Annotated in this window: 17 protein-coding genes, 1 tRNA gene and 1 pseudogene; 13 read left to right on the forward strand and 6 right to left on the reverse strand. The window is 59.8% G+C overall.

Annotated features, from left to right (window positions below; genetic code table 11):
* The first annotated feature begins 80 nt into the window (after window positions 1-80).
* Window positions 81-1,592, forward strand: coding sequence for a serine protease (locus tag PSH91_RS25230; protein WP_160894008.1), 1,512 nt, complete (start codon window positions 81-83; stop codon window positions 1,590-1,592).
* A 29-nt stretch (window positions 1,593-1,621) separates the two neighbouring features.
* On the opposite strand, the gene hisF is transcribed toward PSH91_RS25230, so the two are convergent.
* From hisF to PSH91_RS25260, 6 genes are all read right to left on the reverse strand, one after another.
* On the reverse strand, window positions 1,622-2,392 hold the full coding sequence (gene hisF, locus PSH91_RS25235; protein ID WP_047226901.1) for an imidazole glycerol phosphate synthase subunit HisF: 771 nt from the start codon (window positions 2,390-2,392) through the stop codon (window positions 1,622-1,624).
* A 9-nt stretch (window positions 2,393-2,401) separates the two neighbouring features.
* Window positions 2,402-3,139, reverse strand: a complete 738-nt coding sequence (gene hisA / locus PSH91_RS25240; RefSeq protein ID WP_047226900.1) for a 1-(5-phosphoribosyl)-5-[(5-phosphoribosylamino)methylideneamino]imidazole-4-carboxamide isomerase — start codon at window positions 3,137-3,139, stop codon at window positions 2,402-2,404.
* A 42-nt stretch (window positions 3,140-3,181) separates the two neighbouring features.
* On the reverse strand, window positions 3,182-3,436 hold the full coding sequence (locus PSH91_RS25245) for a DUF2164 domain-containing protein (protein WP_047226899.1): 255 nt from the start codon (window positions 3,434-3,436) through the stop codon (window positions 3,182-3,184).
* Window positions 3,436-4,074 carry an imidazole glycerol phosphate synthase subunit HisH gene (hisH, locus tag PSH91_RS25250; protein ID WP_047226898.1) on the reverse strand — a complete coding sequence of 213 codons (639 nt, stop codon included), beginning with the start codon at window positions 4,072-4,074 and terminating at the stop codon, window positions 3,436-3,438. The genes PSH91_RS25245 and hisH overlap by 1 nt, the downstream gene beginning before the upstream one ends.
* Window positions 4,074-4,667, reverse strand: coding sequence for an imidazoleglycerol-phosphate dehydratase HisB (gene hisB / locus PSH91_RS25255; RefSeq protein ID WP_003186751.1), 594 nt, complete (start codon window positions 4,665-4,667; stop codon window positions 4,074-4,076). Before hisB ends, hisH begins: the two co-directional genes overlap by 1 nt.
* A 273-nt stretch (window positions 4,668-4,940) precedes the next feature.
* A complete protein-coding gene (locus tag PSH91_RS25260; protein WP_305466914.1) occupies window positions 4,941-6,602 on the reverse strand; it encodes an OFA family MFS transporter in 1,662 nt (553 codons plus the stop codon).
* A gap of 261 nt (window positions 6,603-6,863) precedes the next feature.
* Here PSH91_RS25260 and panM point away from each other — a divergent pair, with 261 nt between their 5' ends.
* From panM to PSH91_RS25320, 12 genes and pseudogenes are all read left to right on the forward strand, one after another.
* Window positions 6,864-7,262, forward strand: a complete 399-nt coding sequence (panM, locus tag PSH91_RS25265; RefSeq protein ID WP_047226896.1) for an aspartate 1-decarboxylase autocleavage activator PanM — start codon at window positions 6,864-6,866, stop codon at window positions 7,260-7,262.
* A gap of 139 nt (window positions 7,263-7,401) precedes the next feature.
* Window positions 7,402-9,642 (forward strand): AsmA family protein, encoded by a 2,241-nt coding sequence (locus PSH91_RS25270; protein WP_076383346.1) that lies wholly within the window; start codon window positions 7,402-7,404, stop codon window positions 9,640-9,642.
* Window positions 9,639-10,706 carry an A/G-specific adenine glycosylase gene (gene mutY / locus PSH91_RS25275; RefSeq protein ID WP_047226894.1) on the forward strand — a complete coding sequence of 356 codons (1,068 nt, stop codon included), beginning with the start codon at window positions 9,639-9,641 and terminating at the stop codon, window positions 10,704-10,706. Before PSH91_RS25270 ends, mutY begins: the two co-directional genes overlap by 4 nt.
* Complete coding sequence (locus tag PSH91_RS25280; RefSeq protein WP_288911538.1) at window positions 10,703-10,975, forward strand: oxidative damage protection protein; 273 nt, start codon at window positions 10,703-10,705, stop codon at window positions 10,973-10,975. Before mutY ends, PSH91_RS25280 begins: the two co-directional genes overlap by 4 nt.
* Before the next feature lie 102 nt (window positions 10,976-11,077).
* A tRNA-Phe gene (locus PSH91_RS25285) sits at window positions 11,078-11,153 on the forward strand.
* Between the two features lie 192 nt (window positions 11,154-11,345).
* Complete coding sequence (locus PSH91_RS25290) at window positions 11,346-11,753, forward strand: hypothetical protein (RefSeq protein ID WP_047226892.1); 408 nt, start codon at window positions 11,346-11,348, stop codon at window positions 11,751-11,753.
* A 180-nt stretch (window positions 11,754-11,933) separates the two neighbouring features.
* Window positions 11,934-12,332 (forward strand): annotated as a pseudogene (locus PSH91_RS25295) (DUF1016 N-terminal domain-containing protein); the annotation flags it as partial.
* Window positions 12,333-12,463: 131 nt separating this feature from the next.
* Window positions 12,464-13,069, forward strand: a complete 606-nt coding sequence (locus PSH91_RS25300) for a biliverdin-producing heme oxygenase (protein ID WP_047226891.1) — start codon at window positions 12,464-12,466, stop codon at window positions 13,067-13,069.
* Window positions 13,066-15,300 (forward strand): ATP-binding protein, encoded by a 2,235-nt coding sequence (locus tag PSH91_RS25305; protein ID WP_305466915.1) that lies wholly within the window; start codon window positions 13,066-13,068, stop codon window positions 15,298-15,300. Before PSH91_RS25300 ends, PSH91_RS25305 begins: the two co-directional genes overlap by 4 nt.
* A gap of 40 nt (window positions 15,301-15,340) precedes the next feature.
* A complete protein-coding gene (locus PSH91_RS25310) occupies window positions 15,341-15,787 on the forward strand; it encodes a hypothetical protein (protein WP_047226889.1) in 447 nt (148 codons plus the stop codon).
* 350 nt (window positions 15,788-16,137) lie between these two features.
* Window positions 16,138-16,911, forward strand: coding sequence for an ABC transporter ATP-binding protein (locus PSH91_RS25315; RefSeq protein WP_047226888.1), 774 nt, complete (start codon window positions 16,138-16,140; stop codon window positions 16,909-16,911).
* A 13-nt stretch (window positions 16,912-16,924) separates the two neighbouring features.
* Entirely contained in the window at window positions 16,925-17,692 is a 768-nt protein-coding gene (locus PSH91_RS25320) for an ABC transporter substrate-binding protein (RefSeq protein WP_047226887.1), read from the forward strand.
* Window positions 17,693-17,754 lie beyond the last annotated feature (62 nt).

Consider the following 17,754-nt stretch of genomic DNA (forward strand, 5'->3'; position numbering starts at 1 on the left):
CAACCGTCAGCCCCTACCTGATTAATTGGAGAACACCGGCCACTGCCGGTTTTCATTCAACTAACCAAAGGTACTACTCGATGAAATCGATCTCCTTTCTGCTGACCGGCCTGCTCTGCTCGCTGAGTTTGCAGGGTATCGCCCACAGCCAGGACTTTGGCGAAGGCATGCAAAATTTTACGGCCTCAAAGGTTCTTGAAAACGCGGATGGATCACACAACCACTGGCGGGGCGTCGGACGCCTGTTTATCGACGGCTCTTGTACCGCGACGCTCCTCGACACTCAGGATGCATCGGTACCCCAACCAACACCCGCCTATGTACTCACTTCAGGACACTGTATCGAAAAAGGCAACGGCAACATCGTGACGGATAAACCGGTCAGCGGGGTCATGCAGTTCGATTACTTCGCCGACACCGAGTTATTCAAAACCTACGCGCTGAAAAAGGTGGCATGGCGCAGTATGCAAGGCGTTGATCTGGCGATCATAGAATTGGACGTCAGCCTTCAGAAACTCATTGAGGAAGGTATACAGCCCCTGGAGCTGGCCCGACAAAAGCCTGCCGACGGGACTGATGTGCTGATCGTGAGTGCCCCGCAGGGTTTCGACAAAGCCACATTGCGCATGGCTGCCTGCACTTTGCAGCCTGCTCGGGAAATAGTGGAAGGCCCATGGGTATGGCGAAACAACGTGATGACGCGCTGTCAGGATATAGCCGGCGGCAGTTCAGGGGGGCCGATTCTTGATCGTCACTCCAACGAGATAATAGGCGTAATAGGCACCGGTAACCTGGCGGCCGGTTTCGCTCCATGCGACGAACATGCACCCTGTACGCGGGTTGGGGATGTCTATAAGGCCATTCCCAAAAACGTTTATGGGAACCCGACGATCTTTCTCAACGGATGCTTTGTACAAGGCCACATTGCCAATGAGGCAACTTCCTCTTGTCCGCTTTATCCAGCGTTTACCGTGAGTGCTGATGCCAACGAGCCCGCAAGGTACAAGAGGCTCAAAAAACGGGATGACGGGACGATGGAAATTCCGACATGGGATTACCATTTCTCCATCAGCACCGCTTTTTATCGCCACAAGACCGTGCGCACTGCGAAGGACTGCGAAAGTGGCCATTACTACAGCGACGCAATAAGTTCTAACGACGCGTTTATCAACAGCGAGATCGGCGCCCAGCCCGGTTTCTATTTCCTTTGCATTCTTGGCGTTGATTCCGCGACTCAAGGAGCGCAGGTCGGACTCATCAAGAATGGGCTGTCCCTTGTGGTGGAAGTCCTTGATGACACGCCAACGGCGCAGCCCGATTTGTCGATCAGCAGCGGAGTCGGCGTGGAGCTGGCACGCGGTAGCGAGTACCGGACCTACGCCGTCAAATTTGGCCCGCTGGACACCACAGATTGCTCAAGGGATGAGCAGTATCTGACCCACACCTACATGGATTTCTGGTTTCCAGATGCAGAACTGCCGCTGAAATTCTGCACAATCGCCTACGACAAATCAGGCCAGGCATCCGAGCCGAGGATTGACGTACTGAGCCCTGCGACAGGGGCGCAGAACACACCCCCCGTCGCCCCCTGAGGTGAGCATCGGGGCTCGGTTGTGCCCGCTTATCGAATGACGATTCCGCGCTGCGCCATGTAAGCCTTGGCTTCCGGCACGGTGTATTCGCCGAAGTGGAAAATGCTCGCCGCCAGTACCGCACTGGCATGGCCTTCAAGGATGCCATCGGCCAGGTGCTGCAGGTTGCCGACGCCGCCGGAGGCGATGACCGGAATGCCCAAGGCATCGCTGATGGCGCGGGTGACGCCCAGGTCGAAACCGTTTTTCATGCCGTCCTGGTCCATGCTGGTCAGCAAGATCTCACCGGCCCCCAGGCCTTCCATCTTCTTCGCCCATTCCACGGCGTCCAGGCCGGTGGGTTTGCGCCCACCGTGGGTGAAGATCTCCCAGCGCGGGGTTTCGCCCGGGCCGGACACTTTCTTGGCATCGATGGCCACGACAATGCACTGCGAACCAAAACGCTGGGCCGCTTCGCCGACGAATTCCGGGTTGAACACCGCGGCGGTGTTGATCGACACCTTGTCCGCACCGGCGTTGAGCAGGTTGCGGATGTCCTGCACGGTGCGCACGCCACCGCCCACGGTCAGCGGGATGAACACCTGGCTGGCCATGCGCTCGACGGTATGCAGCGTGGTATCGCGGCCGTCGACGCTGGCCGTGATGTCGAGGAAGGTAATCTCGTCCGCGCCCTGCTCGTCATAGCGACGGGCGATTTCCACCGGGTCGCCGGCGTCGCGGATGTTCTCGAACTTGACGCCCTTGACCACCCGGCCGTTGTCCACGTCCAGGCAAGGGATGATGCGTTTGGCCAGCGCCATGGTCAGTCCTCAGCCTTTGTAGGAATCGCAGAAGGCCTGGGCCTCAGCGACATCCAGCGTGCCTTCGTAGATCGCGCGACCGGTGATCGCGCCGATGATGCCAGGCGCCTTGGCGTCGAGCAGCGCCTTGATGTCGCCCAGGTTATGGATGCCGCCGGAGGCGATCACCGGAATCTTCGTGGCGGCGGCCAGGGCGGCGGTGAACGGAACGTTGCAGCCCTGCATCATGCCGTCTTTGGCGATGTCGGTGTAGACGATGGCAGACACCCCATCGGCCTCGAAACGCTTGGCCAGGTCTATCACCTGCACGGTGCTGACTTCAGCCCAACCGTCAGTGGCGACGAAACCGTCCTTGGCATCCAGGCCAACGATGACCTTGCCCGGGAAGGCGCGGCAAGCCTCAGCGACAAACGCCGGGTCTTTCACCGCCTTGGTGCCGATGATCACATAGCTCACGCCAGCCTTGACGTAGTGTTCGATGGTTTCCAGCGAGCGGATACCGCCGCCGATCTGGATCGGCAGGTTCGGGTAGCGCTTGGCAATGGCCGTGACCACTTCGCCGTTCACCGGCTGCCCTTCGAAGGCACCGTTCAGGTCAACCAGATGCAGGCGACGGCAGCCGCCCTCCACCCACTTGGCGGCCATGCTCACCGGGTCATCGGAGAACACCGTGGAGTCTTCCATCCGGCCCTGACGCAGACGTACGCAAGCGCCGTCCTTGAGATCGATAGCGGGGATAATCAGCATCTGGCAAACCTTCAAATTCGAATGTTCAGCTTGGCTCGGAAATCAGTTTTTCTCGAGCGCCCACAAGTCGCTTTCGATGCTTTCGAACCTTTCTTTAAGGTGTGTCTGCACATCGAAAATCGCCCTGTTGTAATAGTGCGGAGCAATTTCGCGGGTAAACAGCTCAAGAATTTCCGCCGCTTCGAACGAACCCAGGTCCAGTTCAAAACGATCCTCCATGAACCGTTGGATCTTGAGGTTCGCCTCACTTTCCTGCTCGGGCGTGAGGGTGAGGATCGGCGGTTTCTTGCGGGCCATTACCAGCGCCCGTCCCACGCCGCGAAGTTCTGCAGCAACTGCAGGCCATGGGTATGGCTCTTCTCCGGGTGGAACTGCACGGCGAAGCGCGAACCGTCGGCCAGGGCCGCGGCGAAGTCGACGCCATAGTGACCGCCGCCCACCACCTGCCGGGCGTTACCGGCCGCGATGTAGTAGCTGTGCACGAAGTAGAAGCGCGCCAGGTCCGGAATGTTGTGCCACAGCGGGTGATCCACCGTCTGCTTCACCTCGTTCCAGCCCATGTGCGGGACTTTCAGGTGCTCGCCGTCTTCGTGCAGATCCTTGCCGAAAAACTTCACCTGGCCTGGAAACATCGCGATGCAATCGACGCCGTCGTTCTCCTCGCTGCTCTCGAGCAAGGCCTGCATGCCCACGCAAATGCCAAGGAACGGACGATCCTGACTGACTTCATGCACAAGCGAATCGAAGCCCAGGCGACGGATCTCGGCCATGCAGTCACGAATCGCACCAACACCGGGAAAGACCACCCGGTCGGCTTCGCGAATCACGTCGGCATCGCTGGTGATCAGTACCTTGCCGGCGCCCACGTGCTCGAGGGCCTTGGCCACCGAGTGCAGGTTGCCCATGCCGTAATCGATAACCGCGACCGTCTGCATTACAGGACGCCCTTGGTGGAGGGCATTTGCCCGGCCATGCGGTCATCGAGCTCCACGGCCATGCGCAGCGCGCGGCCGAAAGCCTTGAACACGGTTTCGATCTGGTGGTGGGTGTTGTGCCCGCGCAGGTTGTCGATGTGCAGGGTCACATTGGCGTGGTTGACGAAGCCCTGGAAAAATTCCTGGAACAGGTCCACGTCGAAGCCGCCAACGGTGGCACGGGTGTATGGCACATGCATTTGCAGGCCCGGACGACCGGAGAAGTCGATGACCACACGCGACAGCGCCTCATCGAGCGGCACGTAGGCGTGGCCGTAGCGACGGATGCCTTTCTTGTCGCCGATGGCTTTGGTGAAGGCCTGCCCCAGGGTGATACCGACGTCTTCCACCGTGTGGTGGTCGTCGATGTGCAGGTCGCCCTTGCTGACGATATCCAGGTCGATCAGCCCATGACGGGCGATCTGGTCCAGCATGTGCTCAAGAAAAGGCACGCCGATATCAAACCGGGCCTTTCCGGTGCCATCCAGGTTGATCGAGGCTTTGATCTGGGTTTCCAGAGTGTCGCGCTCGACAGACGCCTTACGTTCGGCCATCACCAGCTCCGCAAAATCATTGGGCGAAAAAGGCAGCCATTATAGGGGCGCGAGCGGCAAACAGAAACACGGGAGGTGATATCCCTGACGGGTTGTCGGCGATAGACATGTCCGTACAAGCAATTGTGGCCATCACCCAAAACAAATGTGGGAGCGAGCCTGCTCGCGATAGCGGTGGATCAGCCGACAATGATGCTGGCTGACCCTCCCTCATCGCGAGCAGGCTCGCTCCCACAAGATTCGCCCTCACCCCAGCGGGTTCGGGCTAGCGCATTACTGGAACAACACCGCCGTCTTCTGCAGGGTTACCCAGACACCCCACGCCAACGGAATGCCCACCACCAACCAGGCGGCGATCGCCAAAGGCTTGGTGCCCGGCGCGGCTTTCCACTCCAGCGAAGTGGTGCTGTCAGCGCCCTTGTCATGGCCCAGCGCCTGTTCGGCGGCCAGTTCGGCGTCGGTCATGAAGTACTTGTCGGCGACCGGACGGACCATCAGGTTGCACAGGAAGCCCAGTACCAGCAGGCCGGCGAGGATGTACAAGGTGATGTCATAGGCCGCAGCGCGTTCAACGCCGATGCTCAGCTGATATTCACGCAGGTAGTTCACCAGTACCGGACCCAGCACGCCTGCTGCGGCCCAAGCGGTCAACAGCCGACCGTGGATCGCGCCGACCATTTGCGTACCGAACAGGTCCGCCAGGTAGGCCGGCACGGTGGCAAAACCGCCGCCGTACATCGACAGGATGATGCAGAACGCCGCCACGAACAGCGCGACGCTGCCCAGATGGCCCAGGTTCGGGATCAGCGCGTACAGGGCAAAGCCCAGGGCGAAGAACACGAAGTAGGTGTTCTTGCGACCCAGGTAATCCGAGCAGGATGCCCAGAAGAACCGTCCACCAATGTTGAACAGGCTCAACAAACCGGTGAAACCGGCCGCGATGGCAGCGATTTGACCCAGTTGCACGGCGTCCAGTTGACCGAAAGGCAGGTCGGTGCCAAGCAACTTGCCGCCGAACACTTCCTGCAACAGTGGCGATGCCATGCCGATGATGCCGATACCGGCAGATACGTTCAGGCACAGCACCAGCCATACCAGACGGAACTGCGGGGTTTTCCAGGCCACGTTCACGTGAACGTGACGATGGGTGATCATCGCGTTCGCAGCTTTCTTCGGTGCCGGGGTCCAGCCTTCAGGCTTCCAGCCGGTCGGCGGGACGCGGTACGACAGGGCGCCACCGACCATGAACACGAAGTAGATCGCGGCCATGACCAGGAAGCTTTGCCATACGCCCACTTCAGTCGGCGAAGAGAAATGGCTCATCAGCGCTGCAGCCAGCGGTGCACCTACCATCGCGCCGCCGCCGAAGCCCATGATCGCCATGCCGGTGGCCATGCCACGCTTGTCCGGGAACCACTTGATCAGCGTCGAAACCGGGGAGATGTAGCCTAGCCCCAAGCCGATACCACCGATTACCCCGGAGCCGACCCACATCAGCCATATCTGGTGAGTGTAGATACCCAGCGCGGAAATCAGCAGACCGCCGCACCAGCACAAGGCCGATACAACGCCAGCCTTACGCGGCCCGGCGTGTTCCAGCCAGCCGCCCCAGATGGCTGCCGAGCAACCCAGGAAGATGAAGAACAGGGTGTAGATCCAGCCGAGCATCGAGATCGGCCAGTCACATTGGGATGAAAAGACTTGTGCGATGAAGCTCATGTCCGGTGCACAGGCTACAGGCTTGGTGACGCCCAGTGCCTTGGACAACGGCAACCAGAACACCGAAAAGCCGTAGGCCATGCCGATGCAAAGGTGGATGGCCAGTGCGGCCGGTGGAACCAGCCACCGGTTGAATCCGGGCTTGGCGATAATGCGTTCCTTGGAGAGGAACGCAGGCTGGGCGGCAAAGCCGTCCGCCGTGATGCTCGTGCTCATTATGTATCCCCCAGTTATTGGTATGGCTCGCCAGCCATGCATCACCCTCAGCCTTATTGCACGCAAAGCGCGACTGTATTTTCTGGTGAAGCTTCATTTTGGTGCGACATTGAGTCGCAGAAGGACGGGCGAACGGGTAAAGGTTACCATTTGCTTATGACAGAAAAGCCAAAGTGCTATCACCTTTTTTACATCTTCTGTCTTATCGCGCCATTGCACGTTTTCTGTAGGGCGTGAATCGTTTATTTTTCAGGAATTTATATGCCCATCGTTGTCGAGCAGTTGAATGACGCCACCTGTCGGGACCGGCAGGACCTGCACAAAATCTACCAGGATGCCCCGGCCTGGCTGTTCGAGCCGTTCACTGACGGCACACAATTGATACACAAATGCCTGGAGGACGGCGCATTGATCGCAGCCCGCTTCAATGACCGGTTGCTCGGTGCCGCACGGCTGCAACGGCACCAGGACGTCTGGCACTTGTCCCAAATGTGCGTGCGAAACGTCACCCGTCGTCGTGGGGTGGCGGAACGATTGGTCAGCGAAGCACGGAAAATGGCTACGCAACACGGTGCCGAACTGAAGCTCTTGGCCCCATCCGGTCATCTGGAAGCCCAGGCGCTGGCGGCCAAATTGAAACTGGCACTGGAGCAGGCCTAGATCCGGGAGCTCAGCGCGGCCCTCGCCACGGTTCCATGGCCCACAGGCCTGTCAGAAAGAACGATCACCCAACGCGCCACTAGGTCAGGGCGTTATACTCCCAGGCTAAATTTTGAACTCAACCTACAAGGACTCGCCCATGAAAGCGTTCGGCAAAATCCTGGGTCTGGTACTTCTCGGGCTGTTGCTGGTCATTGTGGCCTTGGGCTTTGCCCTGACCCACCTCTTCGATCCCAACGACTATAAAGAAGAGATCCGCCAGATAGCCCGCGACAAGGCCCACATTGAGCTGACCCTCAATGGCGACATCGGCTGGAGCCTTTTCCCGTGGCTGGGTCTGGAATTGCACGAAGCCAGTGTCGCCACCCTGGCAAACCCGACACAACCGTTCGCCGACCTGCAGATGCTCGGCCTTTCCGTGCGCGTGATTCCACTGCTGCGCCGCGAAGTGCAGATGAGCGACGTGCGCGTCGAAGGCCTGAACCTGCGACTCAACCGTGACAAGAACGGCCACGGCAATTGGGAAGACATCGGCAAGGCACCCGCCGCCTCCAAAACCACGGCAAACGCCCCGGCACCGGCCGAACAGCCTGCCCCTGGGGACAGCGCCCCGGCGCAGAAACCGGCCCAGCCAACCCGCCTGGACATCGACAGCCTGACCGTGAACAACGCCCGGGTCGAATACACCGACGAGCAGGCCGGCCGGCAGTTCACCGCCGAAAGCATCCAACTGAGCACTGGCCCGATCCATGATTCCACCAACATTCCGGTCACTCTCACCGCATTCCTGGCCAGCAACCAGCCAGCCGTGCGGGTGCGCACCGAGGTCACGGGCGAGCTGCGCTTCGAGCGCGCCTTGCAGCGCTACAAGTTCGAAGACCTGAAGCTGTCCGGCGAAGCCACGGGCGACCCTTTGCAAGGCAAGACCGTGACGTTCGCGGCACACGGGCAGCTACTCCTGGATAAAGCGGCGAACGTCGCCGAATGGACCGGCATCAAGCTTTCCATCAATCAACTGCGGGCGTTGGGCGAACTGAAGGTCAATGATCTGGACAAGACCCCGCAACTGAGCGGCGGCATGTCGATCGCCCAATTCGACCTGGCGAAATTCGTCGACGGCGTCGGTCAGAAACTGCCAGCCATGGCCGAAGGCAGCTTGAGCAAAGTCGAACTGGTCACCCGTATTGCGGCCACGCCGACCAGCGCCGAATTCAATAGTATCAATCTGAAAATCGACGACAGCACCTTCAGCGGTCGTATCGCCGTGGAAGACTTTGCCAAGCAGTCACTGCGTGCGCAGCTCAAGGCCGATACCTTCAACGTTGACCGCTACCTGCCGCCAAAATCCGCCGAGGCCGACAGTTCCAAGGCGGCCCGAGAGGCGGAGGTCAGCAACACCGAAGCCAGTGCCATGGCGGGCGCCGGCAGCACACCGTTGCCGAGCGCGCCCACCCAGGGCGCCTGGAGCAACGACCGGCTGTTTCCGGTCGAACGCCTGGGCAAACTGGACCTGGATGCCGACCTGACCTTCGGCCAACTGACCCTCGATAAACTGCCGATCCAGAATGCCGCGCTCAAGGCCACCGGCCAGGGCGGCCTGCTGACCCTGGAAAACCTGCGGGGCGATTTGTACAACGGCAACTTCGAAGTCAAAGGCACGCTGGACGTGCGCCAGCCAACGCCGCAGTTGAGCCTGCAAACCCGCATCAACCGGGTACCGGCCGAGAAAATCATCGAAAGCCAGGGCAAGAATCCGCCCGTCAAAGGCCTGGTGACACTCAACAGCGCCGTGACCGCCAGTGGCAACAGCCAAAAGGCCCTGATCGACAGCCTCAACGGTACTGCCGGGTTCGTCATCAACGACGGCGTCCTGCTCAATGCCAACCTCGAGCAGCAGTTGTGCAGGGGCATCGCCACCCTCAATCGTAAAACCCTCAGTGGCGAGCCCCGGGGCAAGGACACCCCGTTCGAGCAACTCAACGGCAATCTCACCTTCCGCAGCGGCGTGGCCAGCAACCCGGACCTGAAGGTCCGCATCCCTGGCATGACCGTCAACGGCAACGGCGATATCGACCTGCGTGTGCTGGGCATGGACTACCGCGTCGGCATCATCATCGAAGGCGACAAGAGCGACATGCCCGACCCGGCTTGCCAGGTCAACGAACGTTACGTCGATGTCGAATGGCCGTTACGCTGCCGCGGTCCGCTGGAGCTGGGCGCGAAGGCATGCCGGCTGGACAACGAAGGATTGGGCAAAGTCGCCGCGAAACTGGCCGGCGACCGCCTCGGTGACAAGCTCAATGAGAAGATCGACGAGAAGCTCGGCGACAAGGTCAGCCCCGAGCTGAAGGACGCGCTCAAGGGGTTGTTCAAGCGATGACAGCCGAGCAGTTTTCCAGCGCCGTACTGGACTGGTTCGACCGCCACGGGCGCCACGACTTGCCTTGGCAGCAAGACATCACGGCGTATCGGGTGTGGGTCTCGGAAATCATGCTGCAGCAGACCCAGGTCAGCACCGTGCTCAATTATTTCGACCGGTTCATGGCCTCGCTGCCCACCGTGCAAGCCCTGGCCGCCGCGCCGGAAGACGAAGTGCTGCACCTGTGGACCGGCCTGGGCTACTACACCCGCGCCCGTAATCTGCAGAAAACCGCGAAGATCGTAGTCGACCAATATGGCGGTGAATTCCCCCGCGACGTGGAAAAACTCACCGAATTACCGGGGATCGGCCTGTCCACAGCCGGCGCCATCGCCAGCATCAGCATGGGCCTGCGGGCACCGATCCTCGATGGCAACGTCAAGCGGGTGCTGGCGCGCTTCACCGCCCAGGAAGGTTACCCGGGCGAACCGAAGGTCGCGAAGCAACTGTGGGCGACTGCCGAGCGCTTCACGCCTCAAGACCGGGTCAACGCCTACACCCAGGCGATGATGGACCTGGGCGCCACGCTCTGTACCCGCAGCAAACCCAGCTGCCTGCTTTGCCCGCTTAAAAAAGGCTGCCAAGCCCACATGCTCGGCCTGGAGACCCGCTACCCGATCCCCAAGCCACGCAAGGATGTGCCCAAAAAACGCACCTTGATGCCGATGCTGGCCAACCGCGAAGGCGCGATTCTGCTTTATCGTCGCCCCTCCACGGGCCTGTGGGGCGGTTTATGGAGCCTGCCGGAACTCGACGACCTCGACGACCTGCAACACCTGGCCCTGCAACACTCGCTGGAGCTGGGCAATCATCAGCAGATGCCAAGCCTGGTGCACACTTTCAGCCACTTCCAGTTGGCGATCGAACCCTGGCTGGTCCGGGTCCGGGAAACCGGCCATCACGTGGCCGAGGCCGACTGGCTCTGGTATAACCTCGCCACCCCGCCGCGCCTGGGCCTTGCCGCCCCGGTCAAGACCTTGCTCGAACGCGCGGCCGCCGTATTGAACGCAGGAGAGTTGCAATGACCCGCACCATCATGTGCCGCAAGTACAAAGAACAACTCGAAGGCCTGGAGCGCGCGCCGTTCCCGGGCGTCAAAGGGCAAGACATCTACGACAATGTCTCGGCCAAGGCCTGGGCGGACTGGCAAAAACACCAGACCCTGCTGATCAACGAAAAACGCCTGAACATGATGAACGCCGAAGACCGCAAATACCTTCAAGGCGAAATGGAAAAGTTCTTTTCCGGCGAAGAATACGCCAAGGCCGAAGGCTACGTGCCGCCGTCCGAATAGGCCACCCAGAACCGGGGCGGATCGTAAGCGACGGTAATAATTAAATATTTTTTGATAACGTGCTTGACGACCCCCTGAAAAACCCGTTTAATGCGCCCCGTTGCCCAGATAGCTCAGTCGGTAGAGCAGGGGATTGAAAATCCCCGTGTCGGCGGTTCGATTCCGTCTCTGGGCACCAAATACCGAAAACCCCGATCAAGAAATTGATCGGGGTTTTTTATTGCCTGGGATTTACGGGAGCTGTGACGGCGCGTCGAGCTCTTCAACCTCATTGGGTGCCACATTGTTTGTGGTGGATTGAGATTCGAAGTGGTTGCCCTGAAGCTGTAGGATAGATCGCCTTATTTTCATGCCAGGAGTCTGCCCCCCCATGTCATCGGCAAACAAACAGCAGAAACGAAACCAGCGCGCCAAGGCGAAAGCCAAGAAGAACCGCATTCAGCGTGCTGCTGCGCCGAACGATTTCCTGGACCCGAACGATGAGCGCATCGATCTGGAATCCGTGGACCTGACGGAGCTGTTCCAAATCATGAGCTCAGCTGAAAAGGTCAGCCAGAAGGCGATGTGCGAAGCGTTCCTGGCCTATCCATTGTTGACGCTGGTGCTGGAACAGGAAGGTGAGGACGAAGCGACCGACTTCATCATTACTGCATTGATCGAATACCGTCGCCTGACCAAAGGCGTCGATGAGCAGACCGCGCTGGATTGGGTGGAGAGTGAGCAGTTCCAGGCCGATTATGTCGCCGCGTCCAAGGCGCTAGCCCAAGATCCGATCTGATGATCGTCCTCATTATGAGGACGTCGGCAGTGGATGACGCCATCCCGGGATAGCTCCTACAAGCCAGGGTCAGCCAAGATCAGGCGGCGTCAAACCCGTCCTGCAAGAATCGGACGGCTTTCCTCCCACCTAATCAGACTCGCCCTGCATCATCGAAACGTCGTCCAGAGCATCCTTTTGGTCCTCCCGTTTGGGAAAGGCTTTGATGAACGCAACCTGCGCCACATGCGGGACTTTTATCAATCGTTTCCAATTTGGAACGCAGTGCGTTCCGAATTGAGCTGGACCCATTACCGCACACTTCTGCGGGTAGAAGCCCCAAACGCCCGCCATTGGTACATGAACGAGGTAGCCATCCAAAACTGGTCCACCCGCGCCCTGGAACGTCAGATCGGCACCCTCTACTACGAACGTCCGCTGGCCAGCCAAGACCGCCCGGCGGTGAAACAGGAAGCGACCAGCCATATTGAAAGGCTCAATCTCAGCCCGAGGGACATCGTCAGGGATCCCGTAGTTTTGGAGTTCCTCGGAATGCCCAATGCCGGCGCTTTGCTGGAGACCGACCTGGAACAAGCCTTGAGGCTCGACAACCAAGCCTGACGACGGGCGAACTGAAAGCCAACGGCTGATGGCCGCTCTGGCCGAAAAATCTGTGTAAGATTGATGCGCTTTTTTTCCAGCAACGCTCCAGTCAACGAGCTCTATCCCGCATGTCACCGGCCGCGCCTCCCCCTTCTCTGATTCAGGCATTGCGGACCGAAACCGCTGAGCTGCACGTCGCCCTGGAAAAACGCTTGCCGTTTTTCTCCGAACAGTTGGACCTCGACCTGTACCGGCGCCTGATGGCCGCCTACTACGGTTTTTATAAACCGCTGGAACAGCGACTTCATGTCCTGACGCTGACACCGACGGGGTTGGACCAATCCCTGCGGATCAAGCTTCCCGTACTGCGGGCGGATCTCACGGCACTGGGCCTGGATGACCACGCTATCGAGGCACTGCCCACCTGCCGGGATCTGCCGCAGATCGATTCCCGTGCCGCCGCCCTGGGGGTTTCCTATGTGCTGGAAGGTGCAACCCTCGGGGGGCAGATCCTGCGGCGCAGAGTCGCCGAACAGCTCGGCCTTGATGCCTCCAGCGGCGCGGCGTTTCTCAATGTGTATGGCGAACTCACCGGTCGGCGTTGGAAGGACTTCCTTCAGTATTTGGGCGACAGGAACCTTGGCGACGCCCAAACGCTCGAAGTCACACGTGCCGCCAAAGCGACGTTTACTCATTTTGAACACTGGCTGGACAGCCAAAAGGTATTGTTATGACCCCGGAAAACCAGGAAGCCTTCGAAGAACTGCTGGCCAATTGTGCAGACGAACCGATTCGCTTCCCCGGGGCCATCCAGCCTCATGGCGTGCTACTGATGCTGTCCGAACCCGACTTCGTCATCCGACAGGTCAGCGCCAACGTATTGCAATTGATGGGGCACGATTCTCACGGTCTCCCCGGCCAGACGCTGGACGCACTGTTCGGGCAGCAGCAGGCCCAAGCCGTCCTCAAGGCCTGTCGCGCCGATGCGGACGGGGACAACGCGCCCGTGGGGATTGTCGTGAACCAGTTGCGTTTTGACGCCCTGGTCCACCGCCATCAAGGCGCCCTGATCGTCGAACTGGAACAGCACCTGAGCGACTACCGTCCCGAAGGTGTCAGCGGCGAAGCCAACCTGGGGCGCATGCTGCAACGCCTGCAAAGCGCGAAAAGCCTCCAGGCTCTGTACGAAATCAGCGTTCGGGAAATTCAGGCCATGACCGGTTACGACCGGGTGCTGATCTATCGCTTCGAAGAAGAAGGCCATGGCCAGGTGATCGCCGAGGCCAGCGCGCCGTCGATGGAGCTCTACAAAGGCCTGTTTTTTCCGGCATCGGATATCCCTGAACAGGCCCGGGAGCTGTATCGCACCAACTGGCTGCGGATCATCCCCAACGCTGACTACACGCCGGTACCGCTGGTCCCGCAGTTGCGTCCCGACACTCAGACACCCCTGGACCTGAGCTTTTCCACCCTGCGTAGCGTCTCGCCGATCCACCGCCAATACATGAAAAACATGGGTGTGCTGTCGTCCATGAGCATTTCCCTGATGGAAGGCGACCGACTGTGGGGCCTGATCAGTTGCGGCAACCGTCAACCCCTGCTCGTGCCCCATGAAATGCGCATGGCCTGCCAGACCATCGGCCAAGTGCTGTCGCTGCAGATCAGCGCCATGGAAGCACTGGATCTGACCCGTCAACGGGATGCCAAGCTTGAGGACCTCAAGGTTCTCGCCACGGCCATGGCCGAGTCCAGCGACAATGTCTTTGACGGCTTGTCCCGCGAACCCCAAAGGCTGATGGACCTGACCGGCGCCACCGGCGTCGCGATCCTCGAGGACAACAAGCTGCACCGCCATGGCCAGTGCCCGGAAGCGGAGCAGATCCGCGAGCTGCATAAATGGATGCTGGAGACCGACCAGCCCGTTTTCTCCCACCACAACCTGAGCAGCGTTTTCGCTCCAGCCCAGGCCTATCAGGACGTGGCGAGCGGTGTGCTGGCGATCCACCTGCCCAAGCCTGTGGAAAATGGCGTGCTGTGGTTCCGCCCCGAGGTGAAGCAAACCATCCAGTGGAGCGGCGACCCGCAAAAACCCCTGGACCTGGAAAGCAGCGAGACAGGTTTGCGCCTGCGACCGCGAACGTCTTTCGAAATCTGGAAAGTCGAAATGGCCGGCATCAGTACCAAATGGACCCACGGCGATCTGTTTGCCGCCAACGACCTGCGCCGCTCAGCGCTGGAAAACGATCTGGCCCGGCAAGTCCACAAGGAGCGTCAGGCGGTGCAGGCGCGTGATGAGCTGGTGGCGGTGGTGTCCCATGACCTGCGCAACCCGATGACGGTCATATCCATGCTCTGCGGCATGATGCAAAAGTCCTTCAGCTCCGACGGCTCCCATAGCTCCAAGCGAATTGCTTCAGCCATCGACACCATGCAACAGGCCGCCAGCCGCATGAACGTTCTGCTCGAAGACCTGCTGGACACTTCGCGCATCGACGCCGGGCGCTACACCATCCATCCCCAGCCGCTGGACGTCAGCCAGATATTCGAAGACGCCTGCTCGCTGCTGACTCCGCTGGCAACCGCCAAGGCCATCGATATTTCGTTCCACGCCGAACCCAATCTCAAGATCAATGCCGACCCCGAGCGGTTGTTCCAGGTGCTGTCGAACCTGATCGGAAACGCCATCAAGTTCACCCCCCAGCAAGGCAGCGTGGGCATCAGCGCGATGTCGGTGGGTGACGAGATCGTGTTCAGCGTTCGTGATACCGGCGAAGGAATCAAACCGGAGCAGTTGCCTCACGTGTTTGACCGCTACTGGACAGTCAAGGAAGGCAACCCGAACGGCACCGGACTGGGTTTGTATATTTCCAAGGGGATTGTCCAGGCCCATGGCGGTAAACTGCACGCCGAAAGCCAGCCAGGCAAGGGCAGCGAATTCAGCTTTACCGTGCCGAAAATCAACTGAGCCGGGCATCGCCCCCTAACAAACTGGAAACCGAAGCCCAATGGCCTCACTGAACAAACAGCAAAAACGCGCCAAGCGTGCCAAAGACAAAGCCAAGCAAATCCGCATGAGCGGACGTAAATCCATCCCCATGTATGGCGACCCGGCCCACGCCACCGCCCAGCCACCGGTCTACGTGCTCGAGCTGTTCGCCAAGCTACGCGAAGCCGAGGCCATCAGCCGTAGCGAAATGCTCGACACGCTGCTCGCGTCCCTGAGCGTGATGATCAGCGAACGCCCCGGCCTGCTGGACCTGAAAAACGCCGAGAACGAAAGCATGGCCGCCACCAACCTGGCCGCGGACATGCTGGTCGACTACCGCATGTGGGCCGACGACATGGATCGCGAGACGGCCCAGCGCTGGCTCAGCACCCCGGAGTTCATCAAGGACTTCAGCGAGGCGCTGGATCGTTATCGTCAGTTGATGGAAGAGCCCGCCAGCGAATAGAACGCGATCAGCCTCACGGAGAAGAGGACAGCCAGCTAAAACTTCCTATGGACGATAAAAACGCACAACGGCAACACTCATCCGATTAACCCTTCCAACCCCCAGCCAAAGCTGGCACCATCGCGCCTTTTTTTACGCGACTCCCCGGGATTTTTACCGGTAAACAGAGTTCGAACGGCCGTTCGGTTGTTGATGGCGCGACAGTCTGCTGCGCCGATGCGACAACCTGCCGCACATTCGCGGTTTACCACCCGTAGCGCTGTTGGCTGCCATTCGGACGCTATGCTAGCTTGGCCGCCTCGCCAGGAAGGCCGCCAACAGCAAGGGAGCACACACCATGAGGACCGCACATGGCCCAGGCCACGCCAGCGCTTGAAATCCGCAACCTGCACAAACGCTACGGAAAGCTGGAGGTGCTCAAAGGCGTCTCGCTGACCGCCCGCGACGGCGATGTGATCTCGATCCTGGGTTCCTCCGGTTCCGGCAAGTCCACATTCCTGCGCTGCATCAACCTGCTGGAAAATCCCAACCAGGGCCAGATCCTGGTGGCCGGCGAAGAACTCAAGCTCAAGGCCGCGAAAAACGGTGAACTGGTGGCCGCCGATGGCAAACAGATCAACCGCATGCGCAGCGAAATCGGTTTTGTGTTTCAAAACTTTAACCTCTGGCCGCACATGAGCGTGCTCGACAACATCATCGAAGCCCCGCGCCGGGTGCTCGGCCAGAGCAAGGCCGAGGCCGTGGAAGTGGCTGAAGCCCTACTGGCCAAGGTCGGCATCGCCGACAAGCGTCATGCCTACCCTGCCGAGCTTTCCGGTGGTCAGCAGCAGCGCGCCGCCATCGCCCGCACGCTGGCGATGCAGCCTAAAGTGATTCTGTTCGACGAACCCACCTCTGCCCTTGACCCGGAAATGGTCCAGGAAGTACTTAGTGTGATCCGCGCCCTGGCCGAAGAAGGCCGCACCATGCTGCTGGTGACTCACGAAATGGGCTTCGCCCGTCAGGTTTCCAGCGAAGTGGTGTTCCTTCATCAAGGCCTGGTCGAGGAGCAAGGATCGCCACAGCAGGTCTTCGAAAACCCGCTTTCGGCGCGCTGCAAACAATTCATGTCCAGCAACCGCTAACGGAGCAGTACATATGCAGACCTACAAGAAATTTCTCCTGGCCGCTGCCGCCAGTCTGGTCTTCTCGGCCAGCGCCATGGCCGCGGAAACACTGAAGATGGGCATCGAAGCGGCCTACCCGCCGTTCAATAACAAAGATGCCAGTGGCAACGTGGTCGGCTTCGACAAGGACATTGGCGACGCCCTGTGCGCCAAGATGAAAGTCGAATGCAGCGTGGTGACCTCCGACTGGGACGGCATCATTCCGGCCCTGAACGCCAAGAAGTTCGACTTCCTGATCTCCTCACTGTCGATTACCGAGGAACGCAAGCAGGCCGTGGACTTCACCGAACCGTACTACTCCAACAAGCTGCAATTCATCGCACCGAAGGCCACCGAAGACTTCAAGACCGACAAGGCCTACCTGAGCGGCAAGACCATTGGCGCACAACGCGCCACGCTGGCCGGCACCTGGCTGGAAGACCGCAACATGGAAGATGACTACAACGTAAAGGTCACGCTCTACGATACCCAGGAAAACGCTTACCTGGACCTGCTCTCGGGCCGCGTTGACGCCATCCTGGCGGACAAATACGTGCAATACGAATGGCTCAAGAGCAAAGACGGCGCCGCCTTCGAATTCAAAGGCGACCCGGTGGTGGAAAGCGACAAGATCGGTATCGCGGTGCGCAAGGGTGACGACGAACTGCGCAACAAGCTGAACGCCGCGCTCAAGGAAATCGTTGCCGACGGCACCTATAAAAAGATCAACGACAAGTACTTCCCGTTCAGCATCTATTGATACTGACGTGCCTGGCCGGCGCCGCTTCATTGCGACGCCGGCCCTTAGCAAAGCCTGCCGCG

This window comes from Pseudomonas sp. FP1154, assembly GCF_030687245.1.
GTDB lineage: Bacteria > Pseudomonadota > Gammaproteobacteria > Pseudomonadales > Pseudomonadaceae > Aquipseudomonas > Aquipseudomonas rhizophila.